The organism is Gracilibacillus ureilyticus (assembly GCF_900111195.1).
GTDB lineage: Bacteria > Bacillota > Bacilli > Bacillales > Amphibacillaceae > Gracilibacillus > Gracilibacillus ureilyticus.
In genome coordinates this window covers 43,153-61,770 of sequence record NZ_FOGL01000020.1, presented here as the reverse complement: position 1 = coordinate 61,770, position 18,618 = coordinate 43,153, and the positions used below count along the sequence as shown (strand labels likewise).

The following is an 18,618-nucleotide window of genomic DNA, read 5'->3' as shown; positions in this document are numbered from 1 at the left end:
CTTCAAATAGAAAATGACGCTATGTAATCATTCTTTAAATAGACAAATGTTCTGGAGGATAAATAGAGAAAAGCCTGCTTCCGTAAAAGTTGAAACAGGCTTTTTCCAGCTTCCCATCCATCAAATTATCAAGATACCAGGAAAAACGAATTATGAAATAGAATAATTCGGTGATTCTTTTGTAATTTGGACATCATGCGGGTGACTTTCACGAAGACCGGCACCAGTCATGCGGATAAATCTCGCATCATTGCGTAATGCTTCGATATCCTTTGAGCCGCAATATCCCATACCGGAACGCAGACCTCCAAGCAGCTGGTGAATCGTATCAGACAACGGCCCTTTATATGCAACACGTCCTTCAATACCTTCAGGCACAAGCTTTTTCACTTCATCAGACTCTTGGAAATAACGGTCTTTTGATCCGGATTTCATGGAAGTAATCGAGCCCATTCCGCGATATACTTTATAACGGCGTCCCTGGAATATTTCTGTTTCTCCAGGACTCTCAGACACACCTGCAAATAAACTTCCTAACATAACCGCATGTGCTCCTGCAGCAATTGCTTTTGTAATATCACCTGAATACTTAATTCCACCATCAGCAATAACAGGGATATTATACTTCGCTGCTTCTGTCGCACAGTCATTCACTGCTGTAATTTGCGGCACACCGACACCTGCAACGACACGAGTCGTACAGATCGATCCAGGGCCAATACCAACTTTAATTATGTTTGCTCCTGCTTCAATCAGTGCTTTCGTTGCTTCCGCTGTGGCGACATTCCCTGCGATAATATCGAGTTCTGGGTATGTTTCACGTACTTTTTTCACTTGTTCAATCACACCTTGTGAATGGCCGTGAGCTGTGTCAATAACGATCACATCCACACCTGCCTCCACAAGCTTCTCAATTCTTAGCATTGAATCTCCTGTAACTCCAACAGCAGCACCAGCTAACAGACGTCCCTGCTGGTCTTTTGCAGAGTGAGGGAATTCAATTACTTTTTCAATATCTTTAATTGTAATAAGCCCTTTTAATACGTTATTTTTATCGACTAATGGCAGCTTCTCAATTTTATGCTTCTGCAATATTTTACTTGCTTCTTTCAGTGTCGTTCCTACCGGCGCTGTCACTAGATTCTCACTTGTCATTACATCTGCAATTTTTATAGAATAGTCTTCAATAAATCTTAAATCGCGATTCGTTAAAATGCCGACAAGGACCTGTTCCTCATTGTTATTAACAATTGGTACACCTGAAATACGGAATTTCCCCATTAAGTGCTCCGCATCGTAAACCTGATGATCTGGAAGGAGGAAAAACGGATTGGTAATTACACCACTTTCAGAACGTTTGACACGATCAACATGTTCTGCCTGTGCTTCGATCGACATATTTTTATGTATAATCCCGATCCCGCCTTGTCTTGCAATCGAAATAGCCATTTCTGCTTCCGTTACAGTATCCATACCAGCACTTAAAAATGGTATGTTTAATGTGATTTTTTCTGACAGTTTTGTTTTGACAGATACATCCCTTGGCAATACATTGGATTCAGCTGGAACTAACAGTACATCATCAAACGTTAAACCTTCTTTAGCAAATTTGTCTTCTCTCACGGATAGACCTCCTTATATTAATTAAATCGGTATAATTGTGGAAAAACTTGCACTAAAAAATGAGGAAATGCTAAGTCTATTATGTCCCAAATTGATGGTAGACATTTCGCATGATTGAGGCATTTTCTTCTTAACTATTGTTAATTACAATACGACATGTTCATAGGATTTTCAACCTTTTTTTCTGATAAAAATATAAGCAAATTCAGTGATTATAATAAAATCAGTAATGTAAGAGTTTACATTAGGAGAAAACAAATTTATCATTCCCTCTGCAGCTTTAGTATATTTTGATGATAAGAACAAAATGCTGTAAATGACGCTGGGAAAGAAAAAAAACGAACGATCATTTCAGAGTCGTTCGTTTCGCTCCGTTAAAATACTTCGCTTTCCGCGGGAGTCTTCGTATTTTAACTACGCTTAGTATCTGCGTTCTATATTGGTTTATTTTAGATCTGCCTTACTTACGTTATATCTCTTCTCTTTTTGCATGTTTATGCTGATATAATCTTCTCTATAAACAGTGCTGGTTTATCTTTTAGGGAAATGATTTCATCATCTTCTATCAGCCTGACTATTGGTCTAATCGGTGTTTCCGGTTTGACATAGACTATCACAGCTTCCCTGCCGTCCGATAATACAACATTAGTGCCAATCGAATAATTTAGTAAGGTTTGAGCAAAAGTCTGCAGTAAAACATAATCAAATTTAGTGTGAGCTAATACCAGCATTTCTTCAATAACCTTGAATGGTGACTGTTTCTTTTTGTAATATCGCTCAGATGTCATTGCATGGTAGGTATCACTGATTGCCAGAATCTTTGCAAAAGGATGTATCTTTCCTTCTTTTACCCCTAAAGGATAGCCACTTCCATCCAGACGCTCATGATGCTGTAATATACTCAGCTTCACTTCTTTTGACAGTGCATTAATATGCTCAACAAGCCTGTAGGAAAGTGTTGGGTGTTTTTTGATCACCTCATACTCTGCTAAAGTTAAGCTGCCTTCTTTCTGTAAAATGGAACTGTCTAATCTTGCCATACCGCTATCTGCAAGAATCCCTGCAAGACCAACCTGGATCCATTCTTTATGGTAACCTACTTTTTTGGCAAGGTGGGCAGAAAGTATAGCAACAGAAATCCCGTGATGGAAGAAATAATCTTCCTTAGAGGCATGTTTGTGCAATAAAAACACATCTAATTGTATATCTTCAATGCACTCAAACAAAGGAACCAGCATTTTACGCAGTTCAATTAAATTAATTGGTGAACCTGATTGCCATTGATTAAACATCTTTTTATAAAGCTGAACTGCTGCCCTGTACATTGAAGCGAAATCTGCTGGTTTAGTCTCCGTTTCTTCCTTTTCCTGTTCTCTATCTTTCGGCTTAAAAATTGCTCCTGATACAAGTCTTTCAGATACCTCGATCGCCTTCACATTAAAATGCTGCAATACTTCAATATGTTTCTCCTCGATCACCGTATTGTTTAATACAATTGGATGTTGCGTTTTACCAGCCACTGCTTTCATTACTATACATCCTGGAACTAATTGATTTGGATGTACCTGCAAACGGACCACACCCCTACTCGTTATTTTGGTCAATATCTTCTACTGCCTGTTCTGCTAATTCTTCTGCTGCCTCATCTTCTGCTTCTGCAGCTTCCAGTTCTTCTTCTGGGTCAATTTTTGCAACTGTTGCTACTTTTTCTTCTTCCTGTAAACGGATGAGCCTTACCCCTTGTGTATTCCTGCCGGTCGTAGAAATTCCCTCAACCTGCATTCGAATAAGCACACCGGAAATGGTCATAATCATAATATCTTCTTCACCTGTCACTGCTTTCACTGCCATGACACGGCCGGTTTTCTCTGTGATGTTACAAGTAAAGATCCCTTTACCGCCACGATTTGTCTTACGGTATTCTTCCTCAGGAGTTCGTTTACCATAGCCGTTTTCGGTAACGTTTAAAACATAATCTCCTTCATTCAAAATCTCCATTGATACGACTTCATCATCATCGCGTAAGGAAATTCCTTTCACACCAGCCGCTGTCCTTCCCATTGAACGGATCTGGTCTTCTTCAAACCGGATAACATAACCATTTTTCGTACCAATTAAAATATCCTTTGTGCCGTCTGTTAAACGGACAGAGATTAATTCATCTTCATCCCTTAAATTGAGTGCGATCAATCCGCCTTTACGGATATTGGCAAACTGGGAAAGGGAAGTACGTTTTGAGATCCCGTATTTAGTTGTAAAGAACAGATTCCAGTCAGCATTAAACTCACTTACTGTAATAACTGCATTTATCCACTCGCCCTGTTCAACTTCTAATAGATTGATAATCGGAATACCTTTTGCTGTACGGTTAAATTCCGGAATTTCATAACCTTTTGAGCGATATACCTTTCCTTTGTTAGAGAAGAAAAGTACGGTGTCATGGGTGGAACATGAGACAAGATGTTCAACAAAGTCATCTTCATTCGTCCCCATTCCCTGGATACCCCGTCCACCTCTTCTTTGAGCACGGTAAGTCGAAGCTGGTAATCTCTTGATATATCCGCGATGGGTTAGTGTAATTACAATGTTTTCTTCCGGAATTAAGTCCTCATCTTCAATCATTTCCACACCGCCGCTCACGATTTCTGTACGGCGTTCATCATTGAAGCGTTCTTTAATTTCGATTAATTCTTCACGGATAATCTCAAGAATTTTTTCTTCATTAGCAAGAATTGCTTTTAACTCTTCGATTAATGCCTGAAGCTGGTTATATTCTTCTTCGATCTTTTCACGTTCCAGTCCTGTTAAACGCTGTAAACGCATATCAAGGATAGCCTGTGCCTGTTTCTCTGATAGTTTAAACTTATTCATTAAACCTTCACGGGCGATATCTGTCGTTTGAGACTGGCGGATCAATGCAATAATTTCGTCAATATGATCCAGTGCAATTCTTAGTCCCTCTAAAATATGGGCTCTTGCTTCTGCTTTATCCAGCTCAAACTTTGTTCTTCTTGTAATAATCTCTTTTTGGTGTTCCAGATAATATTCCAGACATTGCTTTAAGTTTAGAACTTTTGGTTGTCCATCAACCAATGCCAGCATATTAATACCAAATGACGTTTGCAGTGAGGTCTGTTTGAACAGGTTGTTTAACACAACATTTGGATTGGCATCACGTCTTAATTCGATAACAATCCGCATACCATTACGGTCAGATTCATCCCGTAAATCAGTAATACCTTCAATCCGCTTTTCCCTCGCTAACTCAGCAATTTTCTCAATCAGCTTTGCTTTGTTCACCTGATACGGTAGTTCTGTCACAATTATCCGTGCTTTTCCATTTGCCTGTTCTTCGATCTCTGCCTTTGAACGAATCGTAATGGCACCTTTTCCAGTTTCATATGCCCTTCTTATTCCGCTTCGGCCGAGGATTTGCCCCGCTGTCGGGAAATCCGGACCATGGATATAGTCTTCCATTAATTCAGAAATAGTAATTTCAGGATTTTTACTTACTGCCAGTATGGCATCAATTGTTTCTCCTAAATGATGTGGAGGAATATTTGTTGCCATCCCTACGGCAATTCCTGAAGCACCATTTACTAGGAGATTAGGAAATTTTGAAGGAAGAACTTTCGGTTCCCGCTCCGATCCATCATAGTTATCCATATAGTCAATTGTATTTTTATTAATATCCCGTAAAAGTTCCATCGAGATTTTTGACATTCTGGCTTCTGTATAACGCATCGCTGCAGGCGGGTCGCCGTCCACTGAACCGAAGTTCCCATGCCCGTCTACCAGCATATAACGGTAACTGAAATCCTGTGCCATCCTTACCATTGCTTCATAGACTGCAGAGTCCCCATGCGGGTGATATTTACCGATAACATCACCGACAATACGTGCTGACTTTTTATAAGGCTTGTCTGCATGCATTCCCTGATCATTCAATGCATATAAAATCCTTCTGTGTACCGGCTTCATACCATCTCTTACATCAGGCAGAGCCCTGGAAACAATAACACTCATCGCATAATCCAAAAAGGATGTACGCATTTCCTGTCCGATATTTATTTCTTGAACTTGTGGACGATTATTATCCACCATACAACATTACCTCCTATTCACTACAGCATTGCTGCAATGATGCTTCCTTTACATTACAAGGTTGCTTAAATATCTAAATTCTTTACATAGATTGCATTATCCTGAATAAAGTTACGTCTTGGCTCAACCTTATCCCCCATTAACATATCAAAAATCTGGTCAGCTTCCATTGCATCTTCTAAATGAACCTGCAGCAATGTACGTGTTTCCGGGTCCATTGTTGTATCCCAAAGCTGCTCTGCATTCATTTCACCTAACCCTTTGTAACGCTGCAAACCAGGTTTTGGCTGACTTGGCAGTTCTCTCAGCAGCAGATCCAGTTCTTTATCACTGTAAGTGTAATGAACAGCCTTTCCCTGTTTTACCTGGTAAAGAGGCGGCTGAGCAATATAAACATATCCATGTTCGATTAATGGTCTCATGAACCGGAAGAGGAATGTTAATAGCAATGTTCGAATATGCGCTCCATCGACATCGGCATCTGTCATGATAACAATCTTATGGTAACGCGCTTTAGTTATATCGAACTCTTCTCCAATTCCTGTCCCTAAAGCAGTAATAATTGTACGGATTTCATTATTGGAAAGAATTTTATCAAGTCTCGCTTTTTCCACATTCAGTACTTTCCCGCGTAATGGCAAAATTGCCTGGAAGTGTCTGTCTCTCCCTTGTTTCGCAGATCCGCCCGCAGAATCCCCCTCAACGATATACAATTCACTGATTGAAGCATCACGTGAAGAACAGTCTGCCAGCTTTCCTGGTAAACTTGAAACCTCCAAAGCTCCTTTACGCCTTGTTAACTCCCGTGCTTTCTTAGCAGCAAGCCGCGCTCTTGATGCCATCAAACCTTTATCAACAATAATCCGGGCAGTATTCGGGTTTTCGAAAAGAAACTTAGAGAAAAGTTCACTGAATGCAGCATCTGTAATAGTTCTCGCTTCACTGTTTCCAAGCTTTGTCTTTGTCTGTCCTTCAAATTGAGGATCAGGGTGTTTGATCGAGATAATGGCAGTTAATCCTTCTCTGACATCATCACCAGTCAAGTTAGGGTCATTCTCTTTAAACAGATTTTTCTTTCTTGCATAGTCATTAATTACTCGAGTTAGTCCTGTTTTAAAGCCGGATTCATGTGTTCCGCCTTCATGTGTACTAATGTTATTGGCAAAAGAATAAATATTGCTCGCAAATCCGTCATTATACTGCAGAGCAACCTCTACCTGAATGCCTGATTCCTCTTTTTCTGCATAAAACGGCTCATGAAGCACTTCTTTCGAACGGTTTAAATGCTCAACATATGATTTAATACCGCCTTCGTAGAAGAAGGTTTCCGGTTCTCTTTCCGGATCTCTCTTGTCTTCAATCGAAATAGTCAGCCCTTTATTTAAAAAAGCTAGCTCACGTAATCTTGTTGCTAACGTTTCATAACTATATACAGTTGTCTCTGTGAAAATCTCCGGGTCTGGTTTAAAATTTGTCCGCGTACCTGTTATATCAGTATCTCCAATAACCTTTAAGTCATCGTTTGGTTTCCCTTTTGAAAAACTTAAATGGTGTAACTTGCCGTCTCTATGAACAAATACTTCCAGGTCACTGGAAAGGGCATTTACAACAGATGCACCAACACCGTGCAGTCCGCCGGAAACTTTATAACCGCCTCCGCCAAATTTACCACCGGCATGTAATACGGTCATAATTGTCTCTACCGCAGGACGGCCTGTTTTTTCATGCAAACTTACAGGAATACCACGGCCATTATCCACTACTGTAATACTATTATCCTCTTCAATAATTACTTGTATATGGTCACAGTAACCAGCTAATGCCTCGTCAATACTGTTATCAACAATTTCCCATACTAAGTGGTGTAAACCTTTTTCATTTGTTGAGCCGATATACATCCCTGGTCTTTTCCGTACCGCTTCAAGACCTTCTAGTACCTGTATCTGATCAGCATCATATGCTTGTTCTCCGACTTTTTGTTCTTCCATTGCCATTTCACTTCACCCACATTCTCTTAATTTAATAATGGAAAAAAGCAAGATTATATGCTAATCCATCTCTTCTTCACTATTATCAGAGTAATTTTCCAGTTTACTTATAGTAGATATCATGCTTGCCCTTTTCTTAAGCGTCAGAACAGACAATGGACTATAGTAAACTTTATTTGTTGTTACAACAATAGATTTCACAGCAGATTCATCTGATACAACTGTCTGTTTTTTCTCATTGAGCTGTTGCAACATCTCATCATTAATCGTCGAAGAGCTAATTAAACTGTAGTCAATAATTGCTACAACATTCTCTGATTGAATAACATGGTCATCTCCAATATGAATAAACATCTTATCCCTACTTTTATCTCGTTATTTTTCCATTTTGCACCTGAAATATTTCTGCCTTTTTCAACGTCTCATGGTTAATCCCGTCAACACTTGTTGTTGATACAAATGTTTGTACTTTCCCCTCAATCGTGTCCAGTAAATGAGATTGTCTAAAGTCATCTAATTCACTTAAGACATCGTCAAGTAACAAAACTGGATAATCACCAATTTCCTGATAAATTAATTCAATTTCTGCAAGTTTCAAAGATAAGGCGGTTGTTCTTTGCTGGCCTTGAGAACCATATGTTTGCACATTTTTTCCGTTCACAAAGAATAGTAAATCATCTCGATGCGGGCCGATTAATGTCGTTCCTCTTTCCACTTCTTTTTCTTCTGCTTTTTTATAACTGTCAGTGAAAATCTGTTGGATCATTTCTTTCGGATCATCTTCTGATATTGGTATCGTGGTCTCATATTCAATCATTAACTCTTCCAGCCCACGACTGATCCCCTGATGAATATTAGAAGCCCACTTTTGCAGGTTTTTCAGAAAGATAAATCGCTTTTCAACGATAATGGTGGCATGTTCAATCATTTGCTCTGTCAGTACATGCAGCATTGTTCGGTCATTTTGCTGCTTTTTTTGCAGCTGCTTTAATAAATGATTTCTTTGCTTAAGTATTTTGACGAACTGACCTAAATGATATATATACATTGGCTGAATCTGACCAATTTCCATATCAATAAAACGTCTCCGTATTTGAGGACTTCCTTTTACTAAGTTTAAGTCTTCCGGTGCAAACATAACAATGTTCAATGCACCGATATAATCACTGAGACGTCTTTGTTCTAGATGATTTAATTTTGCCTTTTTGCCTTTATTGGATATAGAAATTTCCAGTGGGAATACCTGTTTACGTTTATACACACTACCTTCTATTTTAGCATAATTTTTGTTCCATTGGATTAATTCTTTATCTTTTGTTGTACGATGCGACTTAGAAAATCCGAGAACATAGATAGCTTCCATCAAATTTGTTTTACCTTGTGCGTTTTCCCCTATAAAAACATTTACCTTGTCATCGAATGTTGTGGATAATTCTTCATAGTTTCGATAATTTGCCAATTTCAGTGTTCTTATATGCATTCAGAGTTTCCCTCTCTATTTATAAAAACGTTACTTTTACTCACTTGCTTCAACAATAAAAGTACCTGCTTCTTCAATTTCTATTTTATCACCAGGATAAAGTTTTCTGCCCCGGCGGTTTTCTAATTCACCATTCACAAGCACGCCAGTCTCCTGCAGGAACACTTTAACCATTCCGCCTGACTCCAGAATGTTTGCTAATTTTAGAAATTGGCCTAACTGGATATATTCTGTATTAATTGCGATTCTTTCTTCCATCTTTAATCACCATCTTCTGTTGGGATAATTTATAGACATCCGGTCATTGTTTACCTTGTATTATTATAGCCCTTCTATCTATATTACTAAACATTTAGGGGGAATAAAAGCGAACATCCACGTAAAAGAGGAACAACGTTAATTGTTCCTCTCATACTAAAATGTTCTAACAGGTAAAATTAATTGTAAAATTTGTTCATGGTCAGTTGGTTTTATAATGAATGGACGCATTGCCCCTGTAAATTCTATTCTAACCTGATCTGTTTCCATAATTTTCAGTGCATCAATCATATATTTGGAACTGAAAGATATTTTTAAATCCTCACCTTGTATATTTTCTACTGTCAGTTCTTCTTCTACTTTTCCAATTTCAGGTGAATTACTTGATATTTCTATCATTTGATTGCCTATTGTTTGCAGTCGTATTACATTATTATGATTTTCTTTTGCTAATAATGACGCACGGTCTACTGCCTGAAGCAGCTGTTTCGTATTTGCAAGCAAAGTCGTTTTACTTTCTTCGGGAATCAGTCTGGCAGTTTCGGGATATTTTCCATCAAGCAATCGGGATAAGAAATACAGATGATTTGTCTGGAAGGCAATTTGATTGTCTGTCACACTTATATAAATCTTCTCTTCTGTATCATCTAAAATTTTACTTAACTCATTTAAACTTTTACCAGGAACAACAACCTGACTTTCAGGGAAATTATCTAAAGGAGTTTCCAATGGAATATTACTTGCAGCTAACCGATGAGAGTCTGTTGCTACAAATTTTAATTGTCCTTCTTCCACTCGTAAATTTACACCTGTCAGTATTGGCCTTGTTTCAGAAGTAGAAACAGCAAAAACGGTTTGTTTGATCATATTTTTTAATAAATTGATAGGCAGTTCAAAACTTGTATCTGTTTGGATCTGGGCAATTTGCGGATATTCTTCCGCATCCTGTCCATTTAAATGAAATTCGGCATGTCCTGATTTAATCGTCACCTGCAGTTGTTCATCCGTTTCGATCATTACAGTATCCTTTGGTGATTTCCGGATGATATCAGGGAAATACTTAGCATGTACAATAATTTCTCCCGCTTCTAATTCATCAATAAATTGAATACCTTCCTCTTCAACAGGTATGAATGATTCGATCGTAATGTCAGAGTTACTTCCCGTTAATTTAATTCCGTTATCTTTCACCTGGATTTTTAATCCCGATAATATAGGAATCGCAGTTTTGGATGAAATGGCTTTTGTTACGTGTTGGATACTCTCCATTAATTTATCGCGATTGATTGTTACTTTCATGTTAATCCTCCTTGAGGAAGTTATATTATATATTAATTATTAATAAAAAAATCGTAGTAATAGTAATAGGCACTGTGATTATGTGGATAACTTCAAAATTCTCTAGTTGAATTGAGTTATCCAGATGTGGATAAACTGTGCGTATAGTAAAACCACTTATCCACAAAACACACAGCGTAAAATACAATTAAAGTGATTTTAATTGTTCTTTAATATCTTCTATTTCTTTCCCTAGTAATTGATCTGTACCAAGTAATTTTGAAATTTTCTCATGCGCATGGATGACGGTCGTATGATCACGCCCGCCAAATTCTTCCCCAATTTTAGGTAAAGAGAAATCGGTAAGCTCACGAGAGAGATACATTGCAATCTGTCTCGGAAAGGCAATAGACTTTGTTCTTTTCTTTGCCGCAAATTCTTCTAATTTCACATTATATCTTTTCCCGACAGCTTCCTGGATATGTTGAATGGTAACAACTTTAGGTCTGGATGAAGGGATAATATCTTTAAGGGCTTCTGCTGCAAGGGATGCATCAATATCCTGATTCGTTAAAGATGAGTATGCAACAACCCTGATTAAAGCACCTTCTAATTCACGAATATTAGTATCAATTTGATTAGCAATATAAAGCATTACTTCGTTCGGGATATCAAGACCTTCTGCTTTGGCCTTTTTACGTAAAATAGCGATTCTTGTTTCTAAATCAGGTGGAGTAATATCTGTTATAAGTCCCCATTCAAACCGTGATCTTAACCGGTCTTCCAGTGTTGGTATTTCTTTTGGCGGTCTGTCACTTGATATAATAATTTGTTTGTTTTCTTCATGTAATGTATTAAACGTATGAAAAAATTCTTCTTGTGTTTGTTCTTTTCCTGCCAGAAACTGAATATCATCAATTAAGAGGACATCTACATTTCTGTATTTATTACGAAAATTGACAGCTTTATTATCCCGGATGGAGTTAATAAATTCGTTCGTAAATTTCTCTGAAGATAAATAGACTACTTTTGCAGAAGGATTATGGTCAAGCACATAATGTCCAATTGCATGCATTAAGTGTGTTTTTCCTAAACCAACCCCTCCATAAATAAATAAAGGATTGTACGCTTTAGCCGGTGCTTCTGCAACAGCAAGTGACGCAGCATGCGCAAATCTGTTCCCGGAACCAATAACAAAGGTTTCAAACGTGTATTTATTATTTAACATCGATTTAGGCGATGACTGATTCGATTGGTTAGGTATGACCGCTTTTTTCTGTGTTTGCATCTGGACCGTTTCGAGTCCGTCGGATGTTTCAGGAATAATAAACTTCACTGCTAATTTTGCACCAGTAATTTCATATAGCACTTCAGAAATAATATTTGTATATTTGGATTCGAGCCAATCTCTCGTAAATTCATTTGGTGCAGAAATAATAACAGTATCTTCCTGGATCTGTTCGATCAGCGTATTTTTCAACCATGTGTCATAGCTCGGTTTACTTACTTTATCTTTAATATTCTCTAGTGTTTTCTGCCAAAGATCTTCGATGTTCTCCAATTAAAAACCCTCCTCTCATAAACCCCTGCTTGCATTTTTTAAAAAGAATAAGCTGTGGATAATTTTTCACCGATAAAAAAGAGGAAAACTAAAAAAAATCAGTTTTCCACATACATGTGAATAATTAATTAAACAGAGTGTGAATTGTTGTCCACACATTATCCACACTCTGTGGATAAACTAGTATGGATAAATTATTATTAACAATATAAAACATATATATAGTATCAAAAAAAGCCAATTATTGCAATGTTTTATCAATACTTATCCACAAGTTAGACAAAATGTGAGTTGTTTTTATCCTCATGGGTAAAATATGTGCACAATTTGTCGATAATAGAATGAATAAGTCAAGACAGATGAAAAATCTATCCACAGGCCTTCTGTTATATAACAACCTAATATATTTTCTGTTATATAGCAGGGGATGTTATCAAAAAAATATAACTTTACATTGACTACTAACCTGATAGAAAGTATAATGAGTAAGACTGTCTAATCGATAATGATTTTTATCATTCCTCAGGGAGGTGCATATATAATGAAACGTACATTTCAACCAAATAATCGTAAACGTAAAAAAGTTCATGGATTCCGTGCGCGCATGAGCACAAAAAATGGACGCAAAGTACTTGCTCGTCGTCGTAAGAAGGGTAGAAAAGTATTATCTGCATAGGCCACTGATTTTGTCAGTGGTCTTTTTCTTCTTAAAATTTAGCGGAAAGAGAATTATAGTATGATTTTATAATGATGCTAAAATGTGACATAATAATAATGACGAGGTTAGTTTTGTAATGAGTAATGGAGGCGCTGGTAGTAATGAAGAAAGCATTTCGAATCAAAAAAAATAGTGAATTTCAAAAAGTATTCAAAAATGGCGCTTCTTTTGCAAACAGGCAGTTAGTTATTTATTATTTAAATAAGAGGGATCAGGCACATTACCGTGTTGGTTTGTCTGTCAGCAAGAAAATTGGTAATGCAGTTGTTCGGAATCAGATTAAACGATATTTAAGACAGGCATTTCTTGAATTAAATGAGGAAATACATGCAAGTTATGATATAATTATCATTGCTAGACAACCTGTAAGAGATTGTGACTTTCACGATGTAAAAAAAAGTGTCCAGCACTTGTTGTACAAGACAGGGTTGTTGATGAAAAAGTAATGAATACATAAAGGAACAGAAAAGAATGTGCAGGTTTAAGGAGGATAAAGATGCGTAAGAAGCTCCTGTTATTAACAGGTTTAGTAGCAGTATTAGTATTGCTTTCCGGCTGTACAGAGGTAGACCAGGATATTACAGCGGAAAGTGAAGGGATTTGGAACAGTTTTTTTGTTTATCCATTATCATGGTTACTAGTTAAAGTAGCTGAATTTTTCCAGGCTGATTATGGATACGGTTTATCGATTGTTATTGTTACGATATTAATTCGTTTGATTTTATTGCCACTAAATATAAAGCAATTAAAAAGTTCAAAAGCAATGCAGGAGATCCAGCCGGAATTACAGAAATTGAGAGAGAAATACAGCTCAAAAGATCAGCAGACACAAACGAAGCTGCAGCAGGAAACGATGGAGTTATTCCAGAAGAGCGGGGCGAATCCGTTAGCTGGATGTTTGCCGATTATTGTGCAAATGCCAATTCTGTTAGCATTCTATCATGCGATTATGCGTACAGGTGAGTTAGATAACCACGATTTCTTATGGTTTCAATTAGACCAGCCAGACCCATATTATATTTTGCCAATATTAACAGCTGTATTTACATTTTTACAGCAGAAATTAATGATGTCCGGAACGAACATGGCGCAGAACTCCATGATGCCGCAAATGACGTTAATGCTATACATCATGCCTGTCATGATTGGGGTATTTGCAATATTCTTCCCAGCAGCACTAGCATTGTATTGGGCAGTTGGTAACATTTTTATGATTTTCCAGACATTATTAGTGAAAAATCCGATGATGAAGAAAATGGATGATGAGAAGAATGCTACAGGAGGATCGAAGAAGTGAGACAAATAACTGCTACTGGACAAACAGTTGATGCAGCGGTCCAATCGGCATTACAGCAGTTAAACATCACAGAGGACCAGGCAAAGATTGAAATCATTGATGAAGGTAAAAAAGGGATTTTAGGTTTATTTGGTTCAAAGCCTGCAATAGTTAAAGTGATTCAAAATGAAAATCCAGCCGAAAAACTGGAAGAATATATCCGTAAAATTGTCAAGGAATTTGATGAAAGTCTTCAGGTAGAACTAACAGTGCAGAATAATCAAATTACATGTGAATTAAGCGGTGAGAAAATTGCCATGTTAATTGGCAAAAGAGGGCAGACACTTAATGCCATTCAATATTTAGCTCAATTGGCCATACATCAGTTTGCGGATAAATATTATACCGTCATTGTTGATGCAGAAGGTTACCGCGCAAGAAGGAAAGAAACATTAATTCAGTTAGCGAACCGTCTGGCAGAACGAGCAGTACAAACGAGGCGGAGTGTGAAAATTGAACCAATGCCATCATATGAAAGAAAGATTATTCATACAGCTTTGCAAAATAACAGAAAGATAACTACAGATTCAGAAGGAACAGAACCGAACCGGTATGTCGTTATCCATCCGGCAAAATAACCTTTTAATGAAATTATTTAAGTGTATGGTTAATAAGTACTAACTAAAAGCTGAACTATGATCGAATGAAATGATTCGAAGTAGTTCGGTTTTTTTGTGTTGACTGAAATTTAAAGGCACACCGGAATTGGCAGTTATCTAAATATTGTCTTCGTTAAGGCTGTGAATAACTGACTTTCCGTTTATTCGGCACTATTATTTTAAAAAAAGTTATACACATGTGGATAATTTAAATCGTAATATAAACACTAAAATTAGTGTGGATATCTTTTCAAAAGGGTACCTGTTATGATATTCTAATAAGTTAGTGGTAGTTTTTCTAAAAAAAGAAGTTAATGGGATATTTAACATAAATAAAAATGGGTTTATGGAGGTGAAAAAAGAATGGAGAAGGATACAATTGCAGCAATATCTACACCGATTGGTGAAGGGGCCATTGCCATTGTTCGTTTAAGCGGGGAGGAAGCAGTTTCTATTGTCAATCCTTTATTTGATGGGAAAGACCTGACAAATGTCGATTCCCATACGATTCATTACGGAAAGCTGCTCGATCCTGTTACAAGTGAGATGGTCGAGGAAGTAATGGTGACAGTGATGAAAGGACCGAAAACTTTTACAAAAGAAGATGTCATTGAAATTAACTGTCATGGCGGGTTAGCATCTGTAAACCGCTTGCTGGAAATTGTTTTATCAAGAGGAGCACGGTTAGCTGAACCAGGTGAATTTACGAAGCGTGCTTTTTTAAATGGAAGAATTGATTTATCGCAGGCTGAAGCAGTAATGGATTTAATTCGCGCGAAAACTGATAAAGCAATGAACATTGCATTAAAGCAATTAGATGGTAAGTTATCGAAATTAGTCAATCAACTTCGGCAATCACTAATAGAAACAGTAGCACATGTCGAAGTTAATATAGATTATCCGGAATATGATGATGTGGAGGAAATGTCGCATCAGTTATTACGGGAAAAGACAGAAGAAGTATACCAGGAGGTAGAGCGGCTGTTGAGCATGGCTCGCCAAGGTAAAATATTGCGGGAAGGTATTGCAACAGCAATTATAGGAAGACCCAATGTCGGGAAATCCTCTTTGCTTAATGCATTAGTACATGAAACGAAAGCAATTGTTACAGATATACCTGGTACAACAAGGGATGTAATTGAAGAATATGTCAACATTAGAGGAATTCCACTAAGGCTTGTTGATACGGCAGGAATCCGTGAAACGGAAGATATTGTAGAAAAGATCGGTGTAGAAAGATCAAGGAAAGTTCTTAAAGAATCTGATCTGATTTTACTTGTATTGAATTATGGTGAAACATTGTCTGATGAGGATCGACAGTTATTTGAAGCAATTAAAGGATTGGAATACATTGTAATAGTAAATAAAACAGATTTACCTCAGGCATTAGATATAGATGAAGTGAAACGTTTGGCCGGTAACCAGAAAGTAATTACAACAGCATTGATAGAGGATAAAGGTATTGATCAGTTAGAGGACGCCATTGCAGAGACATTTTTTGCAGGGGACATTGATTCAGGTGATCTTACTTATGTTTCAAATGTTCGCCATATTCAGTTGTTGCAGCAAACAATGAAAGCTCTGGAAGACGCAAAAGGGGCAATTGATGCCGGAATGCCGATTGATTTAGTCCAAATTGATGTAACAAGAGCATGGGAATTACTTGGTGAAATTGTTGGAGATACGGTACAGGACAGTTTGATCGATCAACTGTTTTCACAGTTCTGTTTAGGAAAATAAATGATAAAGAAAGAAGGAGAATCAGCAATGTCAACATATGAAGCTGGTCAATATGATGTAATAGTTGTTGGTGCCGGACATGCTGGAGTAGAGGCAGCATATGCCGCTGCAAAACGCGGGGCAAAAACATTAATGTTAACAATGAACTTGGATATGATCGCATTTATGCCTTGTAACCCGTCAATCGGAGGCCCGGCAAAAGGTATTGTTGTACGGGAAATTGATGCACTTGGAGGGTTAATGGGGAAAGTAATCGATAAAACCTATATCCAGATGAGGATGTTAAATACAGGGAAAGGCCCTGCAGTTCGTGCGTTAAGAGCGCAGGCTGATAAACCGCTCTATATTCAGGAAATGAAGAAAGCATTAGAACAGGAATCAAACATTACCTTAAGACAGGGAATGGTAGAGAAATTAGTAATAGAAGATGGAAAGTGTCAGGGTGTAATAACGGAAACGAAAGCATTATACCGTGCGAAATCTGTCATTATTACGACAGGTACATTTATGCGCGGGCGTGTCATTATAGGGGATATATCTTATGAAAGTGGTCCAAACAACCAGCGTGCAAGTGTGAAGCTGGCTGAGAATCTGGAAGAACTGGGATTCGAATTAGTCCGCTTTAAAACAGGGACACCACCAAGGGTCATTAATCATTCCATTGATTACAGCAAAACGGAAATTCAGCCAGGTGATGAAAATCCACAGCACTTTTCCTATGAAACAACAGAAGCAATTACGGACCAGATCCCTTGCTGGCTGACATACACGAATGAAAATACACACAACATTATTAATGAAAACCTTGGTTTGTCTGCAATGTATTCAGGGATGATTAAAGGAACTGGCCCGCGTTACTGTCCATCCATTGAAGATAAAATTGTCCGGTTCCATGATAAGCCGCGGCATCAGATTTTCCTTGAACCAGAAGGAAGAAACACAGAAGAAGTATATGTTCAAGGTTTATCTACTTCATTACCGGAGTATGTGCAGAGGGAAATCCTCAGAAGTATACCAGGTCTCGAAGAAGCAGAAATTATGCGGGCAGGATATGCCATTGAATATGATGCGGTCGTGCCAACACAATTATGGCCAACACTGGAAGTAAAAAATGTCGAAGGTGTTTTCACTGCAGGTCAGATTAATGGTACGTCAGGCTATGAGGAAGCGGCAGGCCAGGGGATTATGGCAGGGATTAACGCTGCGGCAAAAGCATTGAATAAAGACACACTTATTTTAGATCGTTCTCAGGCATATATCGGTGTGTTAATAGATGATTTAGTGACAAAAGGAACAAACGAACCTTATCGCTTATTGACATCACGTGCCGAATACCGTCTTTTACTAAGACATGACAATGCTGATTTACGATTAACGGATATTGGCTACAAGCTTGGATTAATTTCGGAAGAACGTTACCAACGCTTTGAAGAGAAAAAACGTCTCATTGAAGAAGAAAAACAGCGTCTGCAGGAAATCCGTTTAAAGCCAACTGAACAATTACAGTCATTGATGGAACAAATTGGCGGAACTCGATTAAAGGATGGTATTTTGGCATATGATCTGTTAAAACGTCCGGAAGTAACATATGATATCATCGATCAGGTTTGCCCGCCGGAACTTGATTTAGCTGATGATGTGAAGGAACAAGTAGAAATCCAGATTAAATATCAGGGATATATCGTCAAATCGAATCAGCAAGTAGACAGAATGAAGAAGATGGAAAATAAGTTAATTCCAGACAACATTGATTATGATGCTATTAGCGGTATCGCAACAGAAGCAAGAGAGAAACTGAAAAAAGTTCGCCCACTGTCTGTTGCACAGGCTTCGCGTATAGCTGGTGTCAATCCAGCTGATGTGTCGATTTTACTTGTATATATTGAACAGGGAAATGTAGCAAAGGTTTCAAATGAATAATTGATTTACCTTT

The 18,618-nt window shown here is 37.8% G+C and carries 15 protein-coding genes; 6 read left to right on the top strand and 9 right to left on the bottom strand.

Translation table 11 applies throughout. The annotated features are described in order from the left end of the window. Positions 1-150: 150 nt before the first annotated feature. From guaB to dnaA, 9 genes are all read right to left on the bottom strand, one after another. On the bottom strand, positions 151-1,623 hold the full coding sequence (gene guaB / locus BMW36_RS16785) for an IMP dehydrogenase (RefSeq protein WP_089743256.1): 1,473 nt from the start codon (positions 1,621-1,623) through the stop codon (positions 151-153). A gap of 494 nt (positions 1,624-2,117) precedes the next feature. After that, positions 2,118-3,152 (bottom strand): HD-GYP domain-containing protein, encoded by a 1,035-nt coding sequence (locus BMW36_RS16780; protein ID WP_245711729.1) that lies wholly within the window; start codon positions 3,150-3,152, stop codon positions 2,118-2,120. A gap of 55 nt (positions 3,153-3,207) precedes the next feature. Beyond that, complete coding sequence (gene gyrA / locus BMW36_RS16775; RefSeq protein ID WP_089743252.1) at positions 3,208-5,727, bottom strand: DNA gyrase subunit A; 2,520 nt, start codon at positions 5,725-5,727, stop codon at positions 3,208-3,210. A 65-nt stretch (positions 5,728-5,792) separates the two neighbouring features. Continuing rightward, a complete protein-coding gene (gene gyrB / locus BMW36_RS16770) occupies positions 5,793-7,715 on the bottom strand; it encodes a DNA topoisomerase (ATP-hydrolyzing) subunit B (RefSeq protein WP_217640966.1) in 1,923 nt (640 codons plus the stop codon). A 60-nt stretch (positions 7,716-7,775) separates the two neighbouring features. After that, positions 7,776-8,069: an extracellular matrix regulator RemB gene (gene remB, locus BMW36_RS16765; RefSeq protein ID WP_089743248.1), complete on the bottom strand. Its 294-nt coding sequence runs from the start codon at positions 8,067-8,069 to the stop codon at positions 7,776-7,778. A 13-nt stretch (positions 8,070-8,082) separates the two neighbouring features. Next, positions 8,083-9,195, bottom strand: a complete 1,113-nt coding sequence (recF, locus tag BMW36_RS16760) for a DNA replication/repair protein RecF (RefSeq protein ID WP_089743246.1) — start codon at positions 9,193-9,195, stop codon at positions 8,083-8,085. 36 nt (positions 9,196-9,231) lie between these two features. After that, positions 9,232-9,453 carry a S4 domain-containing protein YaaA gene (yaaA, locus tag BMW36_RS16755; protein ID WP_089743244.1) on the bottom strand — a complete coding sequence of 74 codons (222 nt, stop codon included), beginning with the start codon at positions 9,451-9,453 and terminating at the stop codon, positions 9,232-9,234. A gap of 156 nt (positions 9,454-9,609) precedes the next feature. Beyond that, positions 9,610-10,752, bottom strand: a complete 1,143-nt coding sequence (dnaN, locus tag BMW36_RS16750; protein ID WP_089743242.1) for a DNA polymerase III subunit beta — start codon at positions 10,750-10,752, stop codon at positions 9,610-9,612. Positions 10,753-10,939: 187 nt separating this feature from the next. Beyond that, positions 10,940-12,292, bottom strand: a complete 1,353-nt coding sequence (gene dnaA, locus BMW36_RS16745) for a chromosomal replication initiator protein DnaA (protein WP_089743240.1) — start codon at positions 12,290-12,292, stop codon at positions 10,940-10,942. Positions 12,293-12,833: 541 nt separating this feature from the next. Between dnaA and rpmH the strand changes: the two genes are divergently transcribed. The 6 genes from rpmH to mnmG all read left to right on the top strand — a co-directional run bounded on the left by rpmH (position 12,834) and on the right by mnmG (position 18,605). Beyond that, positions 12,834-12,968 (top strand): 50S ribosomal protein L34, encoded by a 135-nt coding sequence (rpmH, locus tag BMW36_RS16740; protein WP_018933824.1) that lies wholly within the window; start codon positions 12,834-12,836, stop codon positions 12,966-12,968. Between the two features lie 143 nt (positions 12,969-13,111). Beyond that, positions 13,112-13,456 carry a ribonuclease P protein component gene (gene rnpA, locus BMW36_RS16735; protein ID WP_089743238.1) on the top strand — a complete coding sequence of 115 codons (345 nt, stop codon included), beginning with the start codon at positions 13,112-13,114 and terminating at the stop codon, positions 13,454-13,456. Positions 13,457-13,506: 50 nt separating this feature from the next. Continuing rightward, on the top strand, positions 13,507-14,307 hold the full coding sequence (gene spoIIIJ / locus BMW36_RS16730) for a YidC family membrane integrase SpoIIIJ (RefSeq protein ID WP_089743236.1): 801 nt from the start codon (positions 13,507-13,509) through the stop codon (positions 14,305-14,307). Further along, entirely contained in the window at positions 14,304-14,924 is a 621-nt protein-coding gene (gene jag, locus BMW36_RS16725) for an RNA-binding cell elongation regulator Jag/EloR (protein ID WP_089743235.1), read from the top strand. Before spoIIIJ ends, jag begins: the two co-directional genes overlap by 4 nt. 384 nt (positions 14,925-15,308) lie before the next feature. Next, complete coding sequence (mnmE, locus tag BMW36_RS16720) at positions 15,309-16,685, top strand: tRNA uridine-5-carboxymethylaminomethyl(34) synthesis GTPase MnmE (protein ID WP_089743233.1); 1,377 nt, start codon at positions 15,309-15,311, stop codon at positions 16,683-16,685. Positions 16,686-16,712: 27 nt separating this feature from the next. Continuing rightward, a complete protein-coding gene (gene mnmG, locus BMW36_RS16715; protein WP_089743292.1) occupies positions 16,713-18,605 on the top strand; it encodes a tRNA uridine-5-carboxymethylaminomethyl(34) synthesis enzyme MnmG in 1,893 nt (630 codons plus the stop codon). Positions 18,606-18,618 lie beyond the last annotated feature (13 nt).

What these genes read in the sequence shown, in the direction of transcription:
- BMW36_RS16780 (WP_245711729.1), bottom strand. Translation starts at nt 3,152, where the DNA reads ATGAAAGCAGTGGCTGGTAAAACGCAACATCCAATTGTATTAAACAAT.
- gyrA (WP_089743252.1), bottom strand. Translation starts at nt 5,727, where the DNA reads ATGGTGGATAATAATCGTCCACAAGTTCAAGAAATAAATATCGGACAG.
- gyrB (WP_217640966.1), bottom strand. Translation starts at nt 7,715, where the DNA reads ATGGAAGAACAAAAAGTCGGAGAACAAGCATATGATGCTGATCAGATA.
- remB (WP_089743248.1), bottom strand. Translation starts at nt 8,069, where the DNA reads ATGTTTATTCATATTGGAGATGACCATGTTATTCAATCAGAGAATGTT.
- recF (WP_089743246.1), bottom strand. Translation starts at nt 9,195, where the DNA reads ATGCATATAAGAACACTGAAATTGGCAAATTATCGAAACTATGAAGAA.
- yaaA (WP_089743244.1), bottom strand. Translation starts at nt 9,453, where the DNA reads ATGGAAGAAAGAATCGCAATTAATACAGAATATATCCAGTTAGGCCAA.
- dnaN (WP_089743242.1), bottom strand. Translation starts at nt 10,752, where the DNA reads ATGAAAGTAACAATCAATCGCGATAAATTAATGGAGAGTATCCAACAC.
- rpmH (WP_018933824.1), top strand. Translation starts at nt 12,834, where the DNA reads ATGAAACGTACATTTCAACCAAATAATCGTAAACGTAAAAAAGTTCAT.
- rnpA (WP_089743238.1), top strand. Translation starts at nt 13,112, where the DNA reads ATGAAGAAAGCATTTCGAATCAAAAAAAATAGTGAATTTCAAAAAGTA.
- spoIIIJ (WP_089743236.1), top strand. Translation starts at nt 13,507, where the DNA reads ATGCGTAAGAAGCTCCTGTTATTAACAGGTTTAGTAGCAGTATTAGTA.
- mnmE (WP_089743233.1), top strand. Translation starts at nt 15,309, where the DNA reads ATGGAGAAGGATACAATTGCAGCAATATCTACACCGATTGGTGAAGGG.
- mnmG (WP_089743292.1), top strand. Translation starts at nt 16,713, where the DNA reads ATGTCAACATATGAAGCTGGTCAATATGATGTAATAGTTGTTGGTGCC.